A 23,367-nucleotide genomic window follows, 5' to 3' on the forward strand; every position below is an offset into this window, starting at 1 on the left:
GGACAATACCCAACCGATCGTGGTTTATAAAGAGTGAGCCGCGCGACAATCGCGATCACGTTTTCGACAACAACCCGTCACGCCGGCGCGTCGATTGGCATGGACGCGCCATGCGGTGCACGCTATGGCTTGGCCCATGAACAAAGACGATCACGTGTTCCTTGTCGATGGGTCAGCCTATATTTTTCGGGCTTTTCACGCGCTTCCGCCGCTGACCCGCAAATCCGACGGCCTTCCGGTCGGCGCCGTCGCCGGCTTCTGCAACATGCTCTGGAAACTGCTGCAGGACGCGCGCGACACCGAAGTCGGCGTCACGCCGACGCATTTCGCGGTGATCTTCGACTATTCCTCCAAGACGTTCCGCAAGGAGCTCTACCCCGAATACAAGGCGAATCGCTCCGAGCCGCCGGAGGATCTGATCCCGCAATTCGGCCTGATTCGCGAGGCGACGCGCGCCTTCAACCTGCCGTGCATCGAGGTCGAGGGCTTCGAGGCCGACGACATCATCGCGACCTATGCCCGCCAGGCCGAGGCCGTCGGCGCGCATACGACGATCATCTCGTCGGACAAGGACCTGATGCAGCTCGTCTCCGACCATGTGTCGATGTACGATTCGATGAAGGACAAGCAGATCGGCATCGCCGAAGTGATCGAGAAATTCGGCGTCGGGCCGGAAAAGATGATCGACCTGCAGGCGCTGAACGGGGATTCCACCGACAACGTGCCGGGCGTGCCGGGCATCGGCCCGAAGACCGCGGCACAGCTGCTGGAGGAATATGGCGACCTCGACACGCTCCTGGAGCGCGCGTCGGAGATCAAGCAGAACAAGCGGCGCGAGAACCTGATCGAATTCGCCGACCAGGCGCGGCTGTCGCGCGAACTCGTCACCCTGCGCACCGACACGCCGCTCGACATCGATCTCGACGGGCTGAAGCTGGAGCCGCAGGACGGGCCGAAGCTGATCGCCTTCCTCAAGGCGATGGAATTCAACACGCTGACGCGCCGGGTGGCCGAAGCGGTCGGCGCCGATGCGAGCGAAGTGGAGGCGGCCGAAGTCGCGGTCGAGGCCGGCGCGAAGGCCCATGGTCCCGATCTGGACGAGGGCTCGGCACCGGAGCCTGACGCCGGCGGCGCGGACGAGACCGGCGATGACGCGCTGACGCCTGCCGCCTTTGCCGCCGCGCGCGCGAAAGCCGCGGCCACCGCGAAATTCGACACCGACGCTTATGTCTGCATCCGCGATGTCGAGACGCTCGACGCGTGGGTCGCGCGGGCGCGCGAAGCCGGCGTCGTCGCTTTCGACACCGAGACGAACTCGCTCGACGCGATGCAGGCCGAGCTGGCCGGCTTCTCGCTGTGTTCCACGCCGGGAGAAGCGGCCTATGTGCCGCTCAACCACAAATCCGGAAATGGCGACCTTCTGGGCGGCGGCCTGGTGGAAGACCAGATCCCGATCGACGATGCTTTGAGTCGGCTAAAGGAATTGCTGGAAGACCCCGCCATCCTCGTCGTCGGCCAGAACATCAAGTATGACTGGCTGGTGATGAGCCGCTACGGCATCGAGATCGCTTCGCTCGACGACACGATGCTGCTCTCCTATGTCGTTGACGCCGGCACGGGCACGCACGGCATGGATTCGCTGGCGGAGCGCTGGCTCGGCCACACGCCGATCGCCTACAAGGACATCGCGGGAACCGGCAAGAAGGCCCTGACCTTCGACATGATCGAGCTGGCGACCGCGACGCGCTACGCCGCCGAGGACGCCGACATCACGCTGCGGCTCTGGCAGGCGCTGAAGCCGCAAGTGCTCGCCAAGGGCCTGACGACCATCCACGAGCGGCTGGAGCGGCCGCTGGTCTCGGTGCTGGCCCGGATGGAGGCACGCGGAATCTCCGTGGACCGGCAAATCCTTAGCCGGCTATCGGGCGAGTTCGCGCAGAAGGCTGCAGCCATCGAGGACGAGATCTACGAGCTCGCCGGCGAGAAGTTCAATGTCGGTTCGCCCAAGCAGCTCGGCGAAATCCTGTTCGGCAAGATGGGCCTGCCCGGCGGCACCAAGACGAAGTCGGGACAATGGGCCACCGGGGCGCAGCTTCTCGAGGATCTGGCCGCCGAAGGGCACGAATTGCCGCGCCGCATCGTCGATTGGCGGCAGCTCACCAAGCTGAAATCCACCTATACGGACGCGCTGCCGGGCTACATCCGTCCCGAGACGAAGCGGGTGCACACGTCCTATTCGCTTGCCGCGACCACCACGGGCCGGCTCTCCTCGTCGGAACCGAACCTGCAGAACATCCCGGTTCGCACGGCGGAAGGCCGGCGCATCCGCACCGCCTTCGTTGCCGAAAAGGGCAACAAGCTCATTTCGGCCGACTACAGCCAGATCGAGCTGCGCGTGCTTGCCCATGTCGCCGACATCGCGCAGCTGAAACAGGCCTTCGCCGACGGCGTCGACATCCATGCGCTGACCGCCTCTGAAATGTTCGGCGTGCCGGTGGAAGGCATGCCGTCCGAGGTGCGGCGGCGTGCCAAGGCGATCAATTTCGGCATCATCTACGGCATCTCCGCCTTCGGCCTGGCCAATCAGCTCGGCATCCCGCGATCGGAAGCCGGCGACTACATCAAGACCTATTTCGAGCGCTTCCCCGGCATCAAGGACTACATGGACGCGACCAAGGCGTTCGCGCGCGAGAACGGCTATGTCGAGACCATCTTCGGCCGCCGGGCGCATTACCCGGAGATCAAGTCCTCCAATCCGCAGGTGCGGGCCTTCAACGAGCGCGCGGCGATCAACGCGCCGATCCAGGGATCGGCCGCCGACATCATCCGCCGTGCCATGATTCGCATGGAAGAGGCGCTCGGCGGTGCGAAGCTGTCGGCGCGGATGCTCCTGCAGGTGCATGACGAACTGATCTTCGAGGCGCCCGAGGGTGAAGTCGACGACACGATCGCGGTCGTGCGCAAGGTCATGGAAAACGCCGCGCTGCCGGCGATCCAGATGGCGGTGCCGCTGCATGTCGACGCGTCGGCGGCGGACAATTGGGACGAGGCGCATTAGCGTGTCCGGGCCGAACCCGCAGGACGATCTGCTTGCGGTTCTGACCGGCGATATCGTGCGCTCGTCCGCCCTGACCGCGGATGAGCTGGGCGCCGTCATGACGACGGTCAGGACCGGCACCGAGACCTTTGGGGCGCTCTATCCGGGCAGCGTCATCGGCGAGGCCGACATCTTTCGCGGCGATTCCTGGCAGGTCGCGATGGCCCGTCCGGGCCTGTCCCTGCGCCTGGCGGTCTATCTGCGTGCCGGCGTCGTCGCCGGCGGTCTGACCGACACGCGCGTCTCGATCGGGATCGGGTCTGAGAACGCGGTGTCCGCGGACCGGATCTCGCAATCAACCGGCAAGGCTTTCCTCTCCTCCGGCCGTGGGCTGGACGATATCGGTGGCCGCCAGATGGCCCTCGCGATGCCCGACGCGCAGTCCGATACGCAGGCGCTGGCGGCGGGCCTCGTCCTGCTCATTGACCACCTTGTGACGTCCTGGACCGTCAAGCAGGCCGGCGCGGTGCGCGACATGCTCGAGAACCCCGGCAAGCCGGATGCGGACATCGTCAATGCCCGCCTGTCGGACAGCGACCGGCGCAACTTCGCCAAGTTGCGGAACCGCGCGCATGCGTCGCTGCTTCTCGACGTGCTCGACGCTTTCGAAGGCCTGACCTGCTGGAGCGACTCGTGAGGCCTTGCGTCTCGGGCGTCTGGCGGAAAGGCGGTCCAACATCATTTTGGAACCGAAAGCGGTTCCTATCTAAAAAAGGAACCGAAATCGGTTCCAGATGCCAGCAGGTTAGCGCATAAGGGGCGCATCGGATGATCGAGACCTTCACGATACTGCTTCTGGCGCATCTGCTGGCCGATTTCGTGTTCCAGCCGGAACGCTTCGCCAAGCGCAAGGGGGAGGTCGGCGTCCTGACGGTGCACATCGCCATCGTCACCGTGACCGCGTTTCTTGCGCTCGGCTATTTCGCACCGATGATCCTGGTTCCGATCGCTGTCACGCACTTCGTCATCGACCTGACCAAGTCCCGTCTCGGAACCTTCAATCTGAGATGGTTCCTGGGAGATCAGGGCGCCCATATCGCGGTGGTCGCCGCCGTGTCGATCCTGGCGCCGGCCGACCTGTCGAAATCGTTGATCTACGTGCATCTGAACGCGGCCGAGCTAGCGTCGACATTGTCGGCGATGATGCTCGGCTCGGGCTTCATCCTCGCCGTGCTGGCGGGAACCTACGGGGTGGAGCTCTTCGTGAAGCCCCATGCCGACACGCTTGGAGACGCCCTGAACGGGCTGCCCAAGGGCGGTCGCGTCATCGGGCAACTGGAGCGCTTTCTCGTCTTCATATTCTCCGTCACGCACAACCCGGCGGGGATCGGCTTCCTGATCGCCGCCAAGTCGATCCTGCGCTTCGGCGACATTTCCAATCACAGCCAGCGCAAGGTCGCCGAATACGTCATCATCGGAACGCTGTGCAGCTTCTCCTGGGCCATCGGCTTCAGCCAGCTCGCCATGTGGGCTGCCGGGCTGTTCTAGGGTCTCAGGCGCACATCTCGTCGAAACAGGCTGTAACGTGATCGGCGACCGCGCTTGAGCAGCAGCCGGCGTTTTCCTTCACCCGCATGCGGATCTGGTAGGTGCCGAGCGGCGGCAGCCCCTGTTTCTCGCCGAGCGCGATCAGCGGCTCCGCGATGAAGCTCTTCGGGAAGGGCGCGATCGCGAGGTCGGACACGATCGCCGCGAACTGGGCCTGCGTGTGCGGGGTCATGTAGGCGGTGCGGTAGCTGCGCCCGATTTCGCTGAGCGCGCGCACCGCGTCGGCGCGCCACGGGCAGCTTTCCGACCACATGGACAGGGGCAGCGGCTCGCGCTCCCAGGCGCAGCCGCCCTTGACGCCGGCCCAGACGAGATCCTCCTCCAGCAGCACCTGCGCGCCGTCCTCCAGCCCGTCGGAGTGGGCGGTATAGACCATGACGTCGAGTTGCCCGTTCTCGAACCGCTTCGTCAGCAATTCGCTGGTCTCGATGATGACGTTGACCTGGACATTCGGATGGGTCTCGGCGAAGCGCTTGAGCACCTGCGGCATGATGCGCTCGCCATAGTCGTCCGGCGCGCCGAGGCAGACCGTGCCTTCCATCTCCGGCATCACGAAGCGCGCCATCATCTCGTTCGACAGCGCCAGGATGCGTCGCGCATAACCGACCAGCATCTCGCCGCCGGCCGTCAGCTTCACGGACCGCGAGTCGCGCGCGAAGACCGAGGTGCCCAGGGCCTCCTCCAACTTCTTCACCTGCATCGACACCGCCGACGGAGTCCGAAACACACGCTCCGCCGCCTTGGAGAAGCTGCCTGTGTCCGCGATAGCGAGAAAGGTGCGCAGCAGATCAATGTCGACCGGCGTCTGGACGAGGGCCGGCTTCGCGTTCGGAGCATTCATGCATTCGCCTCACTTCAAGAAAACTGAATGAACATATCAAATCTATTCGTTTGATTGAAGCAAACTTCGTGGCCATTGTCCAGTCCATGGCGGAACACATGACGAAACGCCGCCGCAACACAGGAAAGGAATTGGACAATGACCACGATCGAATCATTCCATGGGCACGATGACGCCCGCTCGGGGCGCGCCGTCGCTGGGCGTATCATGGGAGTTCTCGCACAGGCCGCGCTTGTCATCCCGCGGGCGCTCGTCCGCTGGCAGCGCCAGCGCCGCGACAGGGCCGCCTTCATGACGCTGCTCGGCAAGGATGAGTGGGTCTATCGCGATCTCGGCATCAGCCGCGGCGACGTGGAATGGGCGGCCCGCCTGCCGATGCACCAGAACGCTGCCCGCGAAGTCGACAAGATCCGCGCCCAGCGTCGGCAGAGCTGGTAATGCGGACGGCTGAAAGGCGAGCGGCCGGGGCTATCCGTCGCGCGGCGTCCACGCCACGCGATAGAGTTCCGGTCGCCGATCATGCAGATTGCGCACCGACCCTCTCTCTCGCGCTGAGTCTAGGGGCGCCATGTCGATGTCGGCGATGATCATCGTCTCGGCGTTCTCTGTCGCTTCCGCCGCGATTCCGTCGCGGGCGAAGGCGTGGTCGGATGGCGTCAGCACCGCCGACTGTGCGAAATTGATGTCCATGTTGGCGACATTCGGCACAGTGCCGACAAGGCCCGACGTCACCACGTAGCACTGATTCTCCACCGTGCGGGCATGGCAGCAATAGCGCACCCGCAAATGGCCGTGACGCGTGTCGGTGCAATAGGGCACGAAGAAGAGCTTCGCCCCGGCGTCGGTCAGATGCCGCCCCATCTCCGGAAATTCGCTATCATAGCAGATCATAACGCCGATCGGCCCGCGATCGGTCTCGACCGGCTCCGCCGAACCGCCGCCCGAAATGGCCCAGACGGATTTCTCGTCCGGCGTCGGGTGCAGCTTGTCGCGCGCATGCAGTGTGCCGTCCCGCAGGGCGACGTAGGTGACGTTACGCGCCTTGCCGTCATCGCCGATCGTCGCATGCGAACCGCCGATGATATTGATGTCATGCGCGCGCGCCAGCGCGACCAGCCGCTCCTTCAGCGCGTCCGTATGGCCCGTGAGCCGGTGGATCGCTTCGGACGCCGGCACCATCGTTGCTTCTCCGGAAAGGAGCTGCAGCGTGAAATGCTCCGGAAAACAGACGAAATCGGCGCCGTAATCGCCGGCCGACCGCACATAGGTCGCGACGCGGTCGAAGAACACGTCCGCCGACGGTGTGAACTGCGCGGCGAACTGGACGCTAGCGACGCGAACAGTGCCGGGCGTGGCGCTCATTCCGCAGCGCCGGGACAGGCGACGCCGGTGCCTCTCAGGCCGCAATAGCCGCCGGGGTTCTTCGCCAGATATTGCTGGTGATAGTCCTCGGCATAATAGAAGACGGGCGCCGGCCGGATCTCGGTCGTGATCGTCGCGCCCATGCCTCCCGCCTTCAACGCCGCCTGATAGGCGTCGCGGCTGGCCTCGGCGGCGGCGAGCTGCGCGTCGCTGGTCGTGTAGATCGCCGAGCGATAGGTGGTTCCGATGTCGTTGCCCTGGCGCATGCCCTGGGTCGGATCGTGTTCCTCCCAGAACGTCTTCAGCAGCGCGTCGAGGCTCACCTTGTCCGGATCGAAGACGACCAGCACCATCTCGGCATGGCCGGTCATGCCTGTGGTCGTTTCCTGATAGGTGGGGTTGGGCGTGTGTCCGCCGGCATAGCCGACCGCGGTCACATAAACGCCGTCCATTTTCCAGAAAAGCCGTTCGGCCCCCCAGAAACAGCCCATGCCGAGATAGATCACCTGCATGCCGTCGGGCCAGGGTCCCTTCAACGGCTTGCCGTTGACGAAATGGTTTGCAGGGCTCGGCAAGGGCTCCGACCGGCCGGGCAGTGCCTGGGCGGGGTCGGGCATCTTTGTCTTTCTGTCGAACATGCTGGCGAGGAACATCGCGGCACTCCCGTTTTGGCGAGCCTAGCGCGGCAGGCGCTTGAGACCCTTCTCCGCCGGCTTGTGGCCCAGCGCATAGAGAAGCACGGCCAGTACGGCGAACACGACAAATGTGGGCAGGGCGAGGATTGTTGCAAGCACGGTGTCGCTCACAAAAGCGGGAGCGCTTGCCGCAAGCCAGGCACGCAGGGACTCGAGCGCCTCCGGCATGGCGAGTTCCATCGTCTCGACAAACGGCGTGAAGATCATCGTCGACACGCCGATGGAGCGGGTGGCGTCGATGATGACGAACATGACGGCAATCGCGAAGGCGAGGAAAGCCAAGGCTCTGAAGATAAAACGAATCATGGCGAGACCGGACCGGAAGGCAAAACGGGGCGAGCCGGTCGATCCATACGAGACGCGTCGGCGCCTTGCAATGCGTCTTGCGGCCGTGCCGGCGAAAGCGTCGTGATGACCGGTGCAAAAAAGAGCGAAAATGGGAGTTGAACCGCATGGCGTTCTGACTATATTGCCGCCACCGTGGCGGGCTTGGCCGGCTGCGGGCGGGTGGGTTTGACCTTCCGCGCGACGCCCGGCTTCAACCGACCGGGCGACGACTGGTAAGGTGAGGTGGCCGAGTGGTTGAAGGCGCACGCCTGGAACGCGTGTAGGCGGGAAACCGTCTCCAGGGTTCGAATCCCTGTCTCACCGCCATTTTTCTGACTTCACGCTGTCGCCCTTCGGGCTTCGCTCCAGTCGGGCCTCGCAAAGGCTCGGACGGCCGTTTGCCTTGCGAACCCCTTGGGTTCGAATGTTCTCCTCGCCTTTCCGCCTTCGACGATGCGCACTCGGCCTCAAAAACGCATTCGCCGCCCGGGTGGGCGGCGAACAAGGGCGCGTCTTCGTCGAAGCGGCGGAGGCGAGGGGGTCTTACTCGGCCAGTTTCTTGACCTTGCCGTAGACCACGTTGCGATTGGCGCCGTAGAAGACGTCGATCTCGACCTTGTTGCGGTCGACCGACGAATTGATGATGTCGAGCATGTCGTCATCCGACCGCAGGATGAGCGGCCAGTCCATGAAGGTCTCCATGTAGCCGTCGGTCGTGATCTCGTCGCTGAAATTGGCGAAGAGGAACTCGCCGCCCGGCCGCACGAACTCAAGCGCGCGCTGCAGCAGGCGCACGCCGACATTCTTCGGCAGGTAGTCGAAAAGGCCAGACGCGTAGACCAGGTCGAACGTGCCCAGGTCGTAGGACCGGCGCAGGATGCCGCGCACCGAGCCCTCGATGGCGGTCACGGCCGTGCCGACATGGCCGGCATTGACGATCGCGACGCTCATCGGATCCTGGTCGAGACCGATCCAGCGCTTGATCGTGCCGTCCTTCACCGCCTTGGAGATCTCGGCCTCGCGCAGATGGCCGCAGGCGATTGCCAGGACTTCAGCGTCGCTGCCGACACGCTCGGCGGTTCCGTCGACGAGCTTCGCCAGGAGTTCCTTGCGCTCGCGGCCGGCCTTGGAGCTCTCTGCGTCGCTCGTATAGGCGTAGATCTCGCGACCGAGCTCGGTCGAGGAGTTGATCACGTAATCGGCGGCCGGGTGCTTGTAATAGATGTCCAGCAGGCCGGCGTCGCCGGAATAGCCGCGCGGCTTGTTGAACGACCAGGACGTGAACGGGTCCTGCATCAGATATTCGGAAACCGGATGTTGCTGGGCGATCGGAATGAGTTCGCGCCAGACCGCGGGCGCCGCCTGGTGGCGCAACAAGTGCAGTTGGCCGGCAAGCTGGTGAACCACGTCGGCAGCCGGCTCCTTCTTCGCGAAGGCCTGGCGCGCGGTTTCCAGGATCAATGTCAGCTGCGCCGTCCTTGCCGTCAGTTCGGCCGCCTCGAAAGGCGCAGTTTCGCCAAGTGAATGGCCCTTGATCTCTTCGGGAGTGATCAGGCTGTGTGCGTCGGACTTGAACCCAATAGTCGCCATGGGACACCTTGCTTGATTTGAGGGTGCCCCGAACCGCGATCGACCGAGAGATCGGCCGGCCTCGTCGTTCCTGTCCCTGTGAGCGCACGCCGGCCCATGATCCGGCCGCGCCACACCCGCGAAGACCCGACGAGAACGGATCATCTCTGTGCCAATCCCCATCCCCGGGGCGTCTTTTCAAATCCTAGATGAGGATCATGCCCGGGAAAAGACAATGGTTAATTCTTGGTTAACACGATTTCGCAAATGCGATCCGTCTGCCCGATTTGACCGCTTTTGGAACAGGTTTTGGCACGATTCGCGACAGCCGAAACGCCGCTGTGAACCCATCTCGCCCGCGTTTACTTTGGATTAGCCCGGATGTGCCAAGTTCAGGATAGACGTTCGAGACCCCCGTTTTTCGGAAGGTTCGGGCGCCATCGGGGCTTGCTGACAAAGTGGTTGTCGGGGACTGTGTGACGAAACTGGACGAAGATACCGCCGGGCGGGTAAGGGCTGCGATCACGCGCGCCTGGTGGCGGCCCCAGGATCCCGTGCTGCTCGCCATGCTTCACGAGAAGGAGGCGTCGGGTAACCGTCGCGTCATTCGCTGGGGCATGTGGGCGGCGGTCCTGTCCTACATCGCCTACGGCTTCCTCGATTATTTTCTTCTGCCTGACACGGCCATGTCGTCGATCCTGACGCGGACGCTTGTCGGCGTGTCGTTCCTGACGATGATCGAGATCTGCATTCGCACCGGGGCGAGCCAGCAATTGCTGCATCTCGTTTCCGCGACGGCGATCGTCACCGGCGGCGTTGCCTGGCTGCTGGTCGCGGTTCACAGCGTGCACCAGGTTGCGCTGTCCTATTTCATGGTCTTCGGGATCACCTTCATCCTCGGGTCCAACCTGTTCTTCAATTTCCGGTTCCTGCTGTCCTTCATCGCGTCGGCGACGATCACGGTGACGTTCTGCGTGGCGATCATGCAGTATCTGCAGATCGGCCTGCCCGGCCGCATCGCCCTGACCGTGTTCTTCGTCAACTCGCTCGTCCTGTCGCTCTACCTGTCCTGGCGGCTCGGGCTGGAGCGCTATCACACCTTCGTCCATTCGCTTCAGGCGAAGATCCAGGAGAAGGTAGCGATCGAGAACGGGCAGAAACTGCACGAGATCGCCAACACCGATCCGCTGACCGGCCTGCGCAACCGCCGCGCCATCGCGCGCGAATTCATGGAGATGCGCAAGAGTTGGGCGTCGGGCGAGCAGCAGATCGGCGTCATCCTCGCCGATGTGGACTATTTCAAGCGCTTCAACGACCGGCTCGGACACCAGGCCGGGGACGATTGCCTGGTGCAGCTCGCCGAAGCGTTTTCCAAGACGGCCGACAGGTTCGGCGCGCTCGCCGGGCGTCATGGCGGCGAGGAGTTCATCTTCCTGTGCAAGGTGCGCGACGAGGAGCACCTCGCGGAAATCTCCGAAGAGCTTTGCGACGTCGTCAAGCGGCTTGGGATCGAGCATCCGGATCGCGGTGACGGGCTTCACGTCATCACCATCTCCGTTGGTGCCTCGATCAGCCGCGCCGAGACCAGCCTGGAGCTGAGCGCGCTGCTGCAGGAGGCCGACCGCGCGCTCTACTCCTCAAAGTTCATCGGCCGTGCGACCTTCACGATCTTCGATCCGGACAACAACGACAGCGACTTCTCGACCCAGAACCTCTCGGTTCTGTTGAAGGAAGCCCAGGCACGCGATCTCGTCTCCACCGTGTACCAGCCGATCAAGGACATGGAGACCGGCGAGATCACCGGCTTCGAGACGCTGATGCGCCTGTGCGATTTCGATGGCAGCGTCATCAGTCCGAACGTCTTCATCCCCGAGGCCGAACGCACCGGCGCAATCGTCGAACTCGGCTACTGGGTGATCGAGCGTGCCGTCCGTGACATCAGTGCGCTGAAGAGTGACGGCGTGATTTCCGTCAACGTCTCCGGCATCCAGCTGAAGGCGCCGGGTTTCCCGCTGCGCGTGGCCGAGATCATCGCGCGGGAAGGCCTGCCGGCGCGTCGTCTGGCGCTGGAGATCACCGAGGGGATCGACATCTTCCTGGAATCCCAGGCGCTGAAAAGCGTGGAGGAACTGCGCAGCTTCGGCGTGCAGATCTGGCTGGACGATTTCGGCACCGGCTTTGCCGGCTTGGCCTGGCTGCGCGAGATCGAATTCGACCTGGTCAAGATCGACAAGGGCTTCCTGCAGGACTGCCAATCCGAAAACGGCGTCCTGATGCTGCAGGACATGGTGAAGCTCCTACACAATCGCGGCGTCCACGTGCTCGTCGAGGGTGTCGAATCCGAGGAACAGCTGCAGCTGCTGGAGCGCCTGGAAGTCAACCTGGCCCAGGGCTTCTGGATTGGTCGGCCATCACCGCTCGAGAGCTACGAAAAAGCTGCCGCGGCCGAACCCGCAACGAAAAAGCCCGTCCAGGCCCGGGCGAAAAGCAAGGCCAGGGCCGCCGCGCAGCGCCGGGCGGCCGCCAAGGTCGGCTGAGCGGGCCGTTCGTCAGGCGAGGTCGTAGCCCTCTAGAAATCAAGATCGGAATAATGCGACGGGGGCGGCACGCGCCGCACCCTGTCCTCCAAGAGCGGCCGGAAGGACGGGCGAGACTTGAGGCGCTGATACCAGTCGCGGGCCGCCGGCTCGCTCCCCCAGTCGATTTCGCCCAGATAGTCGAGCACGCTGACCATCGCGCCGGCGGCGAGGTCAGCCAGCGTCAGCCGGTCGCCGGCGAGCAAGTTGCGGCTGTGCGCGAGCCAGCCGAGATAGCGCATGTGCTGGCGCACATTGCCGCGCGCGGCGCGCAACACGGCCGAATCCGGCGCCCCTCCGCCTTCGGCGGCCGTCATCTGCAGCTTGAAGACCCGTTCGCGCGCGATCGGCCGCGTGGCGTCGCTCTCCGCCTTCGACAGGAACCAGTCGACCAGCCGGCGCACCTCGGCGCGCTCCAGCGGCGAACCGGGCATCAGCCGGCGCTCGCGCATGATCGGCCCGCGCGTCTCGTCGAGATACTCGGAGATCGCATAGGCGCCGACAATGCCGGTTTCCGCCTCGCTCATCAGCACCGGCACGGAGCCCGCCGGGTTGATCTGCATGAATTCGGGGCGGCGTGCCCAGGGCATCTCCTCGACCAGTTGGGGCGTCTCGCCATATTCGGCGAGCAGCAGGCGAACGAAACGGGAGGGGGCGGAAACGGTGTGGTGATAGAGCAGCATGGGAGATCGCGTTAGGCGGAGAATTTGGTCTCTATGGGGCGGAGACGGTCAGCGCAATCGCCCAGATTCAAGGGGCGAACGCCGCGATGTCGGCAAGGGTCGGCAGATCGGCGCCGCGCCGCGAACAGGTGACCGCCGCCGCCTTGACCGCGAAGCCGGCCATGGCGCCGATATCGGCATCGCGCGCCTTGCCCTTGGCCGTCAGGCCCTCGGCACCCAGCCAGTGCAGGCAGGCGGCCTGGAACGTGTCGCCCGCCCCCACGGTGTCGGCGACCGAAACGGTCACGCCGGGTACCGCGATTTCGCGCCCGTCCGCCGAAAAGGCCAAGGCCCCGTTCATGCCGAGCGTCACGCAGACGAGATCGGCCCCGGAGGCGATCATGTCGGCGGCGAACTTTTCCGGCGTCGCCGAGAGGTGCTCGACGTCCTCGTCGCTCGCCTTGACGAACGCAGCCGCCCGACCCATCGCGTCGGCCCTTTCCCGCCAGATGGCGATGTCCGGTTCGACCATCAGGCGCAAATTGGGATCATAGGACACGAAGCGGTTCTCCGCCTCGCGCGCGGCAAGCGCCGAAAGTGCCGTCGCCGTGGGTTCCATCACGGTGGAATAGGAGCCGAAATGGATGACCCGAACGGCGGGATCGAGTGTCGCGGGCAGGTCCTCCACCGTCACGGAGCAGTCCGCCGTGCCGTCGGTGTAGAACACGTAGTCTGCGCTGTTGTCTTCCTTCAGCCCGATCATGGCCAGCGTGGTGTTCTGGCGCGTCTCGACGCACGGGCTGGAATCGATGTCGTTGGCGGCCATGAAGCCGGCGATGCGGCGCCCGAACATGTCGGTGGAGATGCGCGTGAAGAAGCGGGCGTGGTTGCCCATGCGCGCCAGCCCCAGCGCCACGTTGAGCGGCGAGCCGCCTACATGCCCGTCGATTGCGATCCCGTGCGGGTCGTCGGAGGGGCCGGTGAACATGTCGAAAAGGCTATCGCCGCAGCACAGATACATGTCGCATCTTTCGGTTCGGCCGCGGCCGACCGCGGTCACAGGGAAACGATGACGCCGTCGCGAATGGAGCGTTCGGCGGCAGCGCCCATTTCTACCGCCCTTGCGCCGTCATGCAAGGTCACCTCCGGCGTGCCGCCCTCGCGCACCAGCCGCAGGAACCGCTCGTGCTGGTAGAACGTGCCGCCATGGTGGTCGCCCGCGCGCAGCACCCGCTCGTCCACATGGATCGCCTCGCGCCTCGGCGCCTTATCGGCGCGCGGCGAGACGATGATCTCGGAAACGCGCTCCGCACCGCCCGGCCAGAACCGCGCCGGCCCGGGCACGACCGCTTCCACCTTGCCGGCGTCGCCGGTCACCGAAACCTGTTCCTGGAAATAGGCGCCTTCCGCGAACATGCAGAGATCCAGGGCGGCGCGCATGCCGTTGGCGAAGTCGATGATCACGAAGGCGTTGTCGAGGATGTCCGGTCGCTGGCCGCCGTGATCCTCGTCGAGATGATTCACGTCCTGCGCGCCGGAGGCATAGAGGCGCACGGGTTCGCTCTGGGCGATCAGCCGCATCAGGTCGAAGAAATGGCAGCATTTCTCCACCATCGTGCCGCCCGAGCGTGCGGAGAAACGGTTCCAGTGGCCGACCTTGGTCAGGAAGGGAAAGCGGTGTTCGACGATGGAGATCATCTTCGGCCGGCCCGTAGCGCCGGCGCGGACCTCTTCCACCAGCCGCGCCACTGGCGGCATGTAGCGATATTCCATCGCCACCCAGACCGGCGCGTCGCGGCTTTCCGCCCTCAATGCGAGCGTAGTGGCGCCGCTGGCGTCGGTTGCCGAAGGCTTTTCCAGCAGCACCGGCAGCCGCGTCGCCATCAGCGCGTCCATCACGGCGAAATGGGTGTCGTTGGGGCTCGCGACGACGATCGCGTCGGCCAGTCCCGCCGACAGAAGTTCGCGAAAATCGGAGAAGGCACGCAGATCGGCAAAGCCGTGCTGGCCGGCGACCGTCGTACCGGCAGCACGCATCCCCTCGTCGGGATCGGCGATCGCCGTGATCGCGACATCGGGCAGGAGCGCGATGTTGCGGATGTGCTCCTGGCCCATCATTCCGGTCCCGATGATCGCGTAGCGCGTCGGCATGATATCTCTCCAGGGCCGAATTCCGAGGCCCGGCCTTTGCCCTTATCGCGACGCGCCAAGGACGGCAAGAGAATCTATATCAATCATGAATGAATTTGCACGCGTGCCTGCTTAGCCGGGCGCATGGATGCGCAGCAGATGCGCGACTGCACGCTGTGTCCGAGCCTCGGCCTGCGCACGCGTCGGCGGTTCCATGGCCCCGATCGCGCGGCGGATCTGCCAGTCGCCGATCAGAAGGTTGATGAAGGTTTCCGCCGCCTCCTTCGGGTCGGCGATCGTCATGCGCCCGTCGCGGCCGGCGCTTTCCAGCACGTCGGCGAGGAGCGGCAGGACGGTCTCGCGGCCATGCTTTGCGATGGTGCGGCCGAGCGTTGCCGTTTCGAACACGTCGCCCGCCGCCGCCCGGTTGAGCGCCACGGCCTTTTCGCCCGTGACGATCTCGAGGAGAACCGGCCCAAGTCGGGCGAGGGTGTCGAGCGGATCGTCAGCCGCCTTTTGCGCCGATTGGAGCAAGTCACGCGCTTCGCGGGCGTTGTCCTCGACCAGGCTGGCAAACAGCGCCTGCTTGTTGCCGAACCATTTGTAGAGCGTCTCGTTGGACGCCTTCGCCCGCCGTGCGATCTCCAGCATGGAGGCGGCCTTGTAGCCCTTCTCGGCGAGCACTTCGAATGCTGCCTGCTTGATCGCCGCGCGCCGCCGCGCCGCATAGTCACCGCTCATGACCGGTCTCCTGTCGCCTTGACAAATCCGTAAACAAATATACGTATCTGTCAAATCGTACAAAAGATTACGATTACTCTCGAGATTGGAGATTCGACATGTCCTTCCGCAAGACCCTCCTGATCGCCCTTGGCCTGACCGTCGCCGTGCCGGCCGGTTGGATCGCCTGGTCGTCCTATTCATTGCGTGCAGAGATCGACGCGCACGAAGACGGCGTGATCGCTGACGCGGTGCGGCGCGAACCGGCCTATGACGCGGATGCCATGGCAGCGTTGCCCGCGCCGGTGCAGCGCTATTTCGATTTTGTGTTCCCCGACGGCCCGCCCCTCGACATCGCCTATGTCGAGGTGGAAATGCGCGGGAGCTTCCGACGCCCGCTGATGGAGAATTTCGAGCCGACCACGGCGCATCAGGTCGCCTCGGTGCGCAAGCCCGACCTTGTCTTTTCCGCTGACACGCCGATCTTCGGCCCGGTCTGGGCGATCGCCTATGACGTCTTTGTCGATGGCGAGATGGAGATGGGCGCAAAGCTGCTCTCGACCCTTCGCGTCGTCGACGAGACAGGCACGCCGGAACTCAACCGGATTTCGCTGCGCCGATGGCTGTTGGAAAGCCCAGCCTATCCGATGGCCCTGCTGCCGGGCGGGCCGGTCACCTGGGAGCCGATCGACGACAGCCATGCCCGCGCCGTCGTGCGCGCCTACGGGCTCGAAGCCTCGATGATCGCGCGTTTTCGTGATGATGGCAGCCTTGCCGCCCTGGACGCGGAGGAGGACGGCGACCTGACGACGCCTTATCACGGCTCCGGAGAACACACCGCGCGCTCCGAATACCGCCTCGTCGACGGCGTGCGTGTGCCGATGCGCTTCGAGATCGCGCGCGCCGCCGGCGGCGAGACCTATCCCTTCTGGACCGGCGACATCGTCTCCATCCGCTTCGGCAAGCGGTAACCGCGCACTTAACCGTGTCGCGCTGGAAATCGGTCGTCGCTTGCGCAATAATCCCGCCGTTCTCCCGGGAGGGTTTCAGGAGGGTCTGTTGCCTCGCATGACGCGAATCACACCCTTTGTGCTGACGGCCGATCTTGAGCGGTCGTTGCGCTTCTTTCAGGGTGTTCTGGGGTTCGAAACGGGTTTTCGCGCCGAGAACTACGCCTTCATCCGTCGCGACGACGTGGCTGTGCGGGTGATCGAGGTTGGTCCCGAGATCGACCTCGGCGATGAGCGCCGCCAGAATTCCTGTTACATCGACGTGGAGGGCATCGATGCGCTCTATGCCGAATTGAAGTCCGGGCTCGACACCTTGCCGCCGGGCCGCGTCCGCCCGCCATTCGACCAGGACTACGGCCAGCGCGAGTTTCATGTCATCGATGAGGATGCTCTGCTGATCTTCTTCGGCGAACCGATCAGCTTGCCGCGCGGCTGAGGCGGCGGGCGGTCTCGCCCGTCCCGTCCGTTTGACTGCTCAGGCGAAAGCCAGTGTCCGGTTCTGCGCCTTGCAGCGGGACGCGCCATGCAGCATGTGCGCGGCCCACATAAGCAACGCCTTGTGTAACGTGCGATCGTGGTAGGAAAAGGTGGCTTTGCGCGCCTCTCATTTTCGCCTTGTTTTCGTACCGGCTTCGCCGCGAAGGCGTGACTTATTTATCACTGTGATCGTTGAGTGAAAACTCAAGATGATTTCGCGCTTGCCTCTGCGATAAGCGTCGCATATCCGAGCGCTCCCGGTCGAATTACTGTGGCTGACGTCAACGGTTGAAGCTTTCGTCTTCACCCGCATGGGCTTGCTTTGCTCGCACCATGTACGGATGCGGTCGCGGTGGTCGGTATTGCGCATGTAGCTCAGGGGAAGAGCGCCGGACTAGCCGTCCGGGCGTCGCGGGTTCGATTCCTGCCATGTGCTCCAACTGGATAGCTCAGGCGGATAGAGCGTCAGACTGCAAATCTGATTGTCCCGGGTTCGAATCCCGGTCCAGCTCGCAAGAGCAGCACCCTCCATACGGTGTTTCAGTAACTGGCGGTCCGGGGATTGGTATGCGGAAGGGCGGAGCTCCGTCGGCCTGCGGGTCGTGCGTGGCGATGTCCCGATGCCTTGGCCTGGTGCCGGCTGACGGTGACGGTCGGGTTGCGCTTGCGCCGCAACGCCTGCGTTTTCGAACGCGGCGGAGCCGCGCCTGCGCCGTCCGACCCGCTCCCGAAGGCCCGCGGCGCGTCATGCCCGGTCTCCGGATTGTCGTCCGGGAAAATGAAGGAAACGAAGAAGGAAAGGACTGTCGCGTGACATAGCACGACGAAAGGAGTTTGAGATGAAGAGCCTGATAGACATTATACTTGGTCGCAGGCGCGTCCTCGTCACCGAGACGGAGCGCGTGCTGTATTTTCGAAAAGGCGAGGTCCGGGACATCTTGGGCCCGGGCGAGCACGTCATCGCGGATGACGGAAAGCGATCCGAGATCGTGCCCTACAGCGTGACCCAGCCGGATTTCACGTCGATCTATGCCAAGGCTCTTCTCGACAAGCTGCCAGACGTCGCGGCCCGTCACCTGACGGTCTACGTCACCGGCAAGTCGGAAGTCGCCGTGGTCGAGCGCGACGGACGGATCCACGCCGTCATGATGCCGGATCAGCAGCTCGTTCTGTGGACGGATGCCGGTCCGTGGTCGGCGCGCATGGTGGACGTGTCAGAGGAACTCGCCGTCGACACCGGACTGCGGCAGCGGCTGGCCCGCTCCGCGGCTGCCGGAAAGGCGATCACCCTCCACGCGGTGGGTGAGGGCCAGGCCGGCCTGCTCTACGTCGATGGCGAGCTCGCCACGACGCTGAAGCCGGGCGTGCACGGCTACTGGAACATCGGACGGGCTGTCCAGGTGAAGATCGTCGATCTGCGTCGCCAGTCGCTCGACATCACCGGGCAGGAGCTCCTGACCAAGGATCGCGTGACGATCCGCGTCAACATCGCGGCTGAATACCGGGTCGTCGATCCGGTGAAGGCCGCGACCGAGGTCAAGGACTATGCCGACGCCCTGTATCGCGCTCTGCAATACGCCGTGCGGCGGACGCTGGGCGCGATGACGCTCGACCGGATCCTTGCCGACAAGGCGTCCGTCGATGACGATGCCGCCGAAAGGGTCCGCACCGAGATGGCCGGAATCGGGATCGAGGTCTACGACATCACCCTGAAGGACGTGATCCTGCCGGGTGAGATGCGTGAGATCCTCAACATGGTCGTGGTCGCCGAGAAGGAGGCCGAGGCCAACGTGATCCGTCGCCGCGAAGAGACGAACGCCACGCGTTCGCTGCTCAACACGGCGAAGGTCATGGCCGAAAACCCGGTCATGCTGCGCCTGAAGGAGCTCGAGGCCCTGGAGGCCATCGCCGGCAAGGTGGAGCGCCTGACGGTCCACAACGGTACGGCGGGTCTCATGAACGACCTCGTCGATCTGCGGCGCGAGTGAAGCAAAAAATGAAGGCCGCCCTCCGGGGCGGCCTTCGCATGTCTGGCGGTCAGCCTCGGCTGGCCTTCAGTTCCAGCCGGCGCTTGTGCAGGATCGGCTCGGTGTAGCCCGACGGTTGTTCGCGGCCCTTCAGCACCAGGTCGAGCGCAGCCTGGAAGGCGATGGAGCGGTCGAAATGCGGCGCCATCGGGAAATAATGCGGATCGCCCGCATTCTGCCGGTCGACGACTTCGGCCATCTTCTTCATCGTGTCGACGATCTGGTGTTCCAAGACGACGCCGTGGTCCAGCCAGTTGGCCATGTGCTGCGAGGAGATGCGCAGCGTGGCTCGGTCCTCCATCAGGCCGACATCGTTGATGTCCGGCACCTTGGAGCAGCCGACGCCCTGATCGACCCAGCGCACCACGTAACCCAGAATGCCCTGCGCGTTGTTGTCGAGTTCACGCTGGATGTCTTCGTCCGTCCAGTTCGGCCGCCGCGCCACCGGCACGGACAGGATGTCGTCGAGTTTCGCCCGGCCGCGCGATTTCAGTTCGTCCTGCACCGCGGCGACATCGACCTTGTGATAATGCGTCGCGTGCAGCGTCGCGGCCGTCGGCGAGGGCACCCAGGCGGTGTTGGCGCCGGCCTTGGGGTGGCCGATCTTCTGTTCCAGCATGGCCTGCATCAGGTCGGGCATGGCCCACATGCCCTTGCCAATCTGCGCATGGCCGGACAGGCCGCATTCCAACCCGATATCGACATTCCAGTTCTCGTAGGCCTGGATCCAGGCGGCCGCCTTCATGTCGCCCTTGCGGATCATCGGGCCGAGTTCCATCGAGGTGTGGATCTCGTCGCCGGTGCGGTCGAGGAAGCCCGTATTGATGAAGACGACGCGATCCTTGGCCGCGCGGATGCATTCCTTGAGGTTCACCGTGGTGCGGCGTTCCTCGTCCATAATGCCCATCTTGATCGTGTTGCGCGCCATGCCGAGCGCGTCCTCGACGCGGGAGAACAGCTCCACCGCGAAGGCAACTTCCTCCGGCCCGTGCATCTTCGGCTTGACGACATACATCGAGCCCTCGGTGGAATTGGCCCTGCGGCCCTCCGGCCCGATGTCGTGCAGCGCGATGAGGCCGGTCATCATGGCGTCCATGATGCCTTCCGGCACCTCGTTGCCGTCGCGGTCATGGGCGGCCGGATTGGTCATCAGGTGGCCGACATTGCGCACCAGCATCAGCGAGCGGCCCTTCAGCGAGAAGGCCGTGCCGTCCGGCGCGACATAGTCGCGATCTGGATTCATCTTGCGGGTAATCGTGCGGTCGCCCTTCTGGAAGGTCTCCTTCAGGTCGCCCTTCATCAGGCCGAGCCAGTTGCGATAGACCAGCGTCTTGTCTTCCGCATCGACGGCGGCAACGGAATCCTCGCAATCCATGATCGTCGTCAGCGCCGATTCCAGCACCAGGTCGGCGACATTCGCGGGGTCGGTCTTGCCGATCGGGTGATGCGCGTTGATCACGATCTCGACATGCATGCCGTTCTTGGCCAGCAGGATTGCCTCGGGTGAGGCCGCGCTGCCGCGATAGCCGGCGAATTGCGCCGGGTCCTTCAGGCCGACCTTGGTGCTGTCGTCGGTCTGGACCTTGAGTTCGCCGCCCTCGACGGAAAAGCCGCGCGCGTCGTTCCAGTCGGTGACAAGCGGCGCGCTGTCGTTCAGGAAGCTGCGCGCCCAGGCGATGACGCGTGCGCCGCGTTCGGGATCGTAACCGCCGCCCTGCGGCAGGTCGCCCAGCGCGTCGGTGCCGTACAGCGCGTCGTAAAGCGAGCCCCAGCGGGCGTTGGCGGCGTTCAGCGCGAAGCGGGCATTCATGATCGGCACGACCAGCTGCGGTCCGGCGACCGCGGCGATCTCCGGATCGACATTCTCGGTCGTCACCGAAAAGGCCGCGCCTTCCGGCACCAGATAGCCGATCTCTTCGAGGAAGGCCTTGTACTCCGGCATCTCGTAGCCGGCCTCGCGGTGGTCGCGATACCAGGCGTCGAGCTTGGCCTGGAGTTCGTCGCGCTTGGCGAGGAGATCGCGGTTCTTCGGCGCGAGATCATGCACGATCGCCGCGAAGGCCGGCCAGAAAGCCTCCGGCTTCACGCCGGTGCCGGGCATCGCCTCGCTGGTGATGAAGTCATGAAGGCCCTTGTCGATCGTCAGACCGTCAATCCTAACCGTCTCGGCCATGGTTTTCTCCGCTTTGTCCGTATGCGATCGGCAAAGCATGCGGGCCGTTTCCCTGTCAACTTGGCTGTAATGACTAGCTTTGTTTCCAGAATGGAAAAAATGGCCCGTATCGGGTTACGCAGCGGCCGTTGCGGGTCGCCCGCTGGCGATCGCCGTCACCGTCGCCGAGACGAATTGCGCGCGATCCTCGATCGTCGCTGTTCTTACGTCGCGGGTGACGCTCGCCGTCACTGCCCCCGCGCCGGCTTCATGCGCCTGGCGTTCGGCGGCACCGCGGCAGAGCGCCTCGGCGGCCGTAAGCGCCGCCTCGGCATCGGTGAAAACCGTGCCTGCGTTGTCCGCCAGACCCGTGATCTCGAACCGGCCTTCAGTAGGTTGCACGATCTCGGCCGATACGCTGACGCGCACCTGTCCGACCACCGCGCCGACGGCATTGGCGACGTCGGCATGGTCCGGAATGAGGGTTTCGGTGGCGAGCAATGCGCCCGCTTCAGGGTAGCAGGCGGCCGCGCCGGCACCGAGACCGACAAGCGGCCGGTCGAGCGTCAACGACAAGCGCGCGATCCCGCCTTGCGCATCCATCGCGCGGCGAGCGAGTGGCGACGTGGCAAGCACAGCCCCGTCGAGGCCGTCCTCGCACAGCGCCGTCTCCAGCACGCGCTCCGCGGACAGGCGGACGAGCCGATCGATGACGCGGCGGCTGATCGTCTCGGCGTCGGACGAAAGCGGGTTTCCTGCGCCGTCCTTGCGGCGCGCGAACAGCGCCGCTCCGAGCTCGGCGGCCCGGCGGTCCCAATGGGAAAATCGGCCCAAGACATGCTGCGCGTCGGAGGGAGTGAAGCCCGAGATCAGCACCAGCCCGCGCGCGGCCAGACGGTCGAGCGTCGCCACTAGCGCGGTTGCGGTGAGCAACCGGTCGAGCGGCTGCGGTTTGTCAGTCAGGCGACTGAACAAGTCGCCCTCCATTCGAGAGAGACCGGCCGCGAGCGCGTCCGGCACGCCCGCCCGCAAGGCGAAGCGGCCTTCGTTGCGCGCCGGTGGGTTCGACCGCATTTGCCGTTCCAGCGTGTCCGTCACGGCTGGCCCGTACAGGTGCGATACAAGCGACAGCGGCACGAGGCGCCGAGGTCCAAGCGCCAGTTCGGGCGTCAGAGCAGATGCGCCGAGCTTCACCTCGCTGTCGCCGCCGAGCCCGAAGGTGCGCATCGCCACGGCATCAACCATGGTGCGGTGGCCGCCAACGGTTGCTCCCTGCGGGTCGATGCGCGGCCGCCCCCGGTCGAGGATCGCGATGTCGGTGGTGGTGCCGCCGATGTCGGCGATGATGGCGTTGTCGATCCCGGCCAGGTGTCGCGCGCCGACAAGGCTTGCCGCCGGGCCGGAGAGAATGGTCTCGATCGGCCGGGCGCGCGCGAAATCGGCCGAAACGAGCGACCCGTCGCCGCGCACCACCATCAGCGGCGCTCTCACCCCGGCCTTTTCCATGCGGCCCGCGGCGGCGGTGATCAGCCGGTCGATCAGCGCGATCAGCCGCGCGTTCAAAACCGTCGTCAGCGCGCGGCGCGGCCCGTCGAGTTTGGCCGACAATTCATGGCTGGCGGTCACGGGCAGGCCGGTACGGGCGCGGATCAGGTCGCGAACGGTGATCTCGTGTTCGGGATTGCGCACCGCGAAATAGCCGGCCACGGCGGCGGCTGAAACACGGTCGGCGAGCGTCGGCATGGTCGCTTCGAGGGCGGTCAGGTCGAGTGGCCTCGCCCGGCCATGCGCGTCATGTCCGCCGGGCAGGACGATGACCGGATCGTCTCCGAGCGCCTGCTTCAGCCCCGCGCGGTCGAGATCGCTTTCCGCGAAGCCGATCATCACCAGCGCGATCCGGCCGCCCTGGCCCTCGACCAGCGCATTGGTGGCCAATGTCGTCGAAATCGAGACGAGACCGATCCCGGCAGGCGCGACCCTGCTCGTCTCCAACACCTTGGCCATGGCTTCGCCGAGCCCGATCGCAAGGTCATGCCGCGTCGTCAGCGCCTTTGCCTTGGCGATCACGCCGCGCCGTTCGTCATGGATGACCGCGTCGGTATAGGTGCCGCCGGTGTCGATGCCGAGGGAAAGAGACATGGGGGAGATGCCTTTTGCGAATGCGCCGGCTTACG

19 protein-coding genes and 2 tRNA genes are annotated in these 23,367 nt (G+C 64.8%); 10 read left to right on the forward strand and 11 right to left on the reverse strand.

Annotated features, from left to right (window positions below; all coding sequences use genetic code 11):
• Nucleotides 1-136 precede the first annotated feature (136 nt).
• The 3 genes from polA (at nt 137) to MRY80_RS22475 (ending at nt 4,585) form a co-directional block, all read left to right on the forward strand.
• Nucleotides 137-3,058 carry a DNA polymerase I gene (gene polA, locus MRY80_RS22465; RefSeq protein ID WP_293293478.1) on the forward strand — a complete coding sequence of 974 codons (2,922 nt, stop codon included), beginning with the start codon at nt 137-139 and terminating at the stop codon, nt 3,056-3,058.
• Between the two features lies 1 nt (nt 3,059).
• On the forward strand, nt 3,060-3,734 hold the full coding sequence (locus MRY80_RS22470; protein ID WP_293293479.1) for a hypothetical protein: 675 nt from the start codon (nt 3,060-3,062) through the stop codon (nt 3,732-3,734).
• A gap of 131 nt (nt 3,735-3,865) precedes the next feature.
• Nucleotides 3,866-4,585, forward strand: a complete 720-nt coding sequence (locus MRY80_RS22475) for a DUF3307 domain-containing protein (protein ID WP_293293480.1) — start codon at nt 3,866-3,868, stop codon at nt 4,583-4,585.
• Nucleotides 4,586-4,589: 4 nt separating this feature from the next.
• Here the strand turns inward: MRY80_RS22475 and MRY80_RS22480 are convergent, their stop codons facing one another.
• Nucleotides 4,590-5,486, reverse strand: a complete 897-nt coding sequence (locus MRY80_RS22480; protein ID WP_293293481.1) for a LysR family transcriptional regulator — start codon at nt 5,484-5,486, stop codon at nt 4,590-4,592.
• Nucleotides 5,487-5,624: 138 nt separating this feature from the next.
• Here MRY80_RS22480 and MRY80_RS22485 point away from each other — a divergent pair, with 138 nt between their 5' ends.
• Nucleotides 5,625-5,924 carry a hypothetical protein gene (locus MRY80_RS22485; protein ID WP_293293482.1) on the forward strand — a complete coding sequence of 100 codons (300 nt, stop codon included), beginning with the start codon at nt 5,625-5,627 and terminating at the stop codon, nt 5,922-5,924.
• A 30-nt stretch (nt 5,925-5,954) separates the two neighbouring features.
• Here the strand turns inward: MRY80_RS22485 and MRY80_RS22490 are convergent, their stop codons facing one another.
• From MRY80_RS22490 to MRY80_RS22500, 3 genes are read right to left on the reverse strand one after another with little or no spacing between them, the layout of a single operon-like run.
• Nucleotides 5,955-6,848 (reverse strand): carbon-nitrogen hydrolase family protein, encoded by an 894-nt coding sequence (locus MRY80_RS22490; protein ID WP_293293483.1) that lies wholly within the window; start codon nt 6,846-6,848, stop codon nt 5,955-5,957.
• A complete protein-coding gene (gene msrA / locus MRY80_RS22495) occupies nt 6,845-7,501 on the reverse strand; it encodes a peptide-methionine (S)-S-oxide reductase MsrA (protein WP_293293484.1) in 657 nt (218 codons plus the stop codon). The genes MRY80_RS22490 and msrA overlap by 4 nt, the downstream gene beginning before the upstream one ends.
• A gap of 24 nt (nt 7,502-7,525) precedes the next feature.
• A complete protein-coding gene (locus tag MRY80_RS22500; protein ID WP_293293485.1) occupies nt 7,526-7,849 on the reverse strand; it encodes a hypothetical protein in 324 nt (107 codons plus the stop codon).
• Nucleotides 7,850-8,107: 258 nt separating this feature from the next.
• Here MRY80_RS22500 and MRY80_RS22505 point away from each other — a divergent pair.
• Nucleotides 8,108-8,197: transfer RNA gene (locus tag MRY80_RS22505), tRNA-Ser, on the forward strand.
• A 216-nt stretch (nt 8,198-8,413) separates the two neighbouring features.
• Here the strand turns inward: MRY80_RS22505 and MRY80_RS22510 are convergent.
• On the reverse strand, nt 8,414-9,460 hold the full coding sequence (locus MRY80_RS22510) for a class I SAM-dependent methyltransferase (RefSeq protein WP_293293486.1): 1,047 nt from the start codon (nt 9,458-9,460) through the stop codon (nt 8,414-8,416).
• A gap of 455 nt (nt 9,461-9,915) precedes the next feature.
• Between MRY80_RS22510 and MRY80_RS22515 the strand changes: the two genes are divergently transcribed.
• Nucleotides 9,916-11,976 carry a GGDEF and EAL domain-containing protein gene (locus MRY80_RS22515; protein WP_293293487.1) on the forward strand — a complete coding sequence of 687 codons (2,061 nt, stop codon included), beginning with the start codon at nt 9,916-9,918 and terminating at the stop codon, nt 11,974-11,976.
• 32 nt (nt 11,977-12,008) lie between these two features.
• Here MRY80_RS22515 and MRY80_RS22520 read toward each other — a convergent pair whose 3' ends face one another.
• From MRY80_RS22520 to MRY80_RS22535, 4 genes are all read right to left on the reverse strand, one after another.
• Entirely contained in the window at nt 12,009-12,698 is a 690-nt protein-coding gene (locus tag MRY80_RS22520) for a glutathione S-transferase family protein (RefSeq protein ID WP_293293488.1), read from the reverse strand.
• A 67-nt stretch (nt 12,699-12,765) separates the two neighbouring features.
• Complete coding sequence (locus MRY80_RS22525; protein WP_293293489.1) at nt 12,766-13,698, reverse strand: carbohydrate kinase; 933 nt, start codon at nt 13,696-13,698, stop codon at nt 12,766-12,768.
• Between the two features lie 35 nt (nt 13,699-13,733).
• The gene (locus MRY80_RS22530; RefSeq protein WP_293293490.1) at nt 13,734-14,828 is read right to left on the reverse strand and encodes a Gfo/Idh/MocA family oxidoreductase; all 1,095 of its coding nucleotides are present in this window, start codon (nt 14,826-14,828) and stop codon (nt 13,734-13,736) included.
• A 111-nt stretch (nt 14,829-14,939) separates the two neighbouring features.
• A complete protein-coding gene (locus MRY80_RS22535) occupies nt 14,940-15,548 on the reverse strand; it encodes a TetR/AcrR family transcriptional regulator (RefSeq protein WP_293293491.1) in 609 nt (202 codons plus the stop codon).
• Nucleotides 15,549-15,646: 98 nt separating this feature from the next.
• Here MRY80_RS22535 and MRY80_RS22540 point away from each other — a divergent pair, with 98 nt between their 5' ends.
• From MRY80_RS22540 to MRY80_RS22555, 4 genes are all read left to right on the forward strand, one after another.
• Nucleotides 15,647-16,498, forward strand: a complete 852-nt coding sequence (locus MRY80_RS22540) for a DUF6544 family protein (protein ID WP_293293492.1) — start codon at nt 15,647-15,649, stop codon at nt 16,496-16,498.
• Nucleotides 16,499-16,595: 97 nt separating this feature from the next.
• Complete coding sequence (locus tag MRY80_RS22545) at nt 16,596-16,973, forward strand: VOC family protein (RefSeq protein WP_293293493.1); 378 nt, start codon at nt 16,596-16,598, stop codon at nt 16,971-16,973.
• Between the two features lie 405 nt (nt 16,974-17,378).
• Nucleotides 17,379-17,453: transfer RNA gene (locus tag MRY80_RS22550), tRNA-Ala, on the forward strand.
• Nucleotides 17,454-17,853: 400 nt separating this feature from the next.
• Nucleotides 17,854-19,002: a slipin family protein gene (locus MRY80_RS22555; RefSeq protein WP_293293494.1), complete on the forward strand. Its 1,149-nt coding sequence runs from the start codon at nt 17,854-17,856 to the stop codon at nt 19,000-19,002.
• A 49-nt stretch (nt 19,003-19,051) separates the two neighbouring features.
• Here MRY80_RS22555 and MRY80_RS22560 read toward each other — a convergent pair whose 3' ends face one another.
• Both MRY80_RS22560 and MRY80_RS22565 read right to left on the reverse strand, forming a co-directional pair.
• On the reverse strand, nt 19,052-21,214 hold the full coding sequence (locus MRY80_RS22560; protein ID WP_293293495.1) for a malate synthase G: 2,163 nt from the start codon (nt 21,212-21,214) through the stop codon (nt 19,052-19,054).
• 114 nt (nt 21,215-21,328) lie between these two features.
• Entirely contained in the window at nt 21,329-23,332 is a 2,004-nt protein-coding gene (locus MRY80_RS22565; RefSeq protein ID WP_293293496.1) for a hydantoinase/oxoprolinase family protein, read from the reverse strand.
• Nucleotides 23,333-23,367: the final 35 nt, after the last annotated feature.

Origin of the sequence: Oricola sp. (genome assembly GCF_022763245.1) — a bacterium.
Lineage (GTDB): Bacteria > Pseudomonadota > Alphaproteobacteria > Rhizobiales > Rhizobiaceae > Oricola.

What these genes read in the sequence shown, in the direction of transcription:
- MRY80_RS22535 (WP_293293491.1), bottom strand. Translation starts at nt 15,548, where the DNA reads ATGAGCGGTGACTATGCGGCGCGGCGGCGCGCGGCGATCAAGCAGGCA.
- MRY80_RS22480 (WP_293293481.1), bottom strand. Translation starts at nt 5,486, where the DNA reads ATGAATGCTCCGAACGCGAAGCCGGCCCTCGTCCAGACGCCGGTCGAC.
- MRY80_RS22510 (WP_293293486.1), bottom strand. Translation starts at nt 9,460, where the DNA reads ATGGCGACTATTGGGTTCAAGTCCGACGCACACAGCCTGATCACTCCC.
- polA (WP_293293478.1), top strand. Translation starts at nt 137, where the DNA reads ATGAACAAAGACGATCACGTGTTCCTTGTCGATGGGTCAGCCTATATT.
- MRY80_RS22520 (WP_293293488.1), bottom strand. Translation starts at nt 12,698, where the DNA reads ATGCTGCTCTATCACCACACCGTTTCCGCCCCCTCCCGTTTCGTTCGC.
- MRY80_RS22560 (WP_293293495.1), bottom strand. Translation starts at nt 21,214, where the DNA reads ATGGCCGAGACGGTTAGGATTGACGGTCTGACGATCGACAAGGGCCTT.
- MRY80_RS22490 (WP_293293483.1), bottom strand. Translation starts at nt 6,848, where the DNA reads ATGAGCGCCACGCCCGGCACTGTTCGCGTCGCTAGCGTCCAGTTCGCC.
- MRY80_RS22475 (WP_293293480.1), top strand. Translation starts at nt 3,866, where the DNA reads ATGATCGAGACCTTCACGATACTGCTTCTGGCGCATCTGCTGGCCGAT.
- MRY80_RS22555 (WP_293293494.1), top strand. Translation starts at nt 17,854, where the DNA reads ATGAAGAGCCTGATAGACATTATACTTGGTCGCAGGCGCGTCCTCGTC.
- MRY80_RS22565 (WP_293293496.1), bottom strand. Translation starts at nt 23,332, where the DNA reads ATGTCTCTTTCCCTCGGCATCGACACCGGCGGCACCTATACCGACGCG.
- MRY80_RS22530 (WP_293293490.1), bottom strand. Translation starts at nt 14,828, where the DNA reads ATGCCGACGCGCTACGCGATCATCGGGACCGGAATGATGGGCCAGGAG.
- MRY80_RS22485 (WP_293293482.1), top strand. Translation starts at nt 5,625, where the DNA reads ATGACCACGATCGAATCATTCCATGGGCACGATGACGCCCGCTCGGGG.
- MRY80_RS22545 (WP_293293493.1), top strand. Translation starts at nt 16,596, where the DNA reads ATGACGCGAATCACACCCTTTGTGCTGACGGCCGATCTTGAGCGGTCG.
- MRY80_RS22540 (WP_293293492.1), top strand. Translation starts at nt 15,647, where the DNA reads ATGTCCTTCCGCAAGACCCTCCTGATCGCCCTTGGCCTGACCGTCGCC.
- msrA (WP_293293484.1), bottom strand. Translation starts at nt 7,501, where the DNA reads ATGTTCCTCGCCAGCATGTTCGACAGAAAGACAAAGATGCCCGACCCC.
- MRY80_RS22500 (WP_293293485.1), bottom strand. Translation starts at nt 7,849, where the DNA reads ATGATTCGTTTTATCTTCAGAGCCTTGGCTTTCCTCGCCTTCGCGATT.
- MRY80_RS22525 (WP_293293489.1), bottom strand. Translation starts at nt 13,698, where the DNA reads ATGTATCTGTGCTGCGGCGATAGCCTTTTCGACATGTTCACCGGCCCC.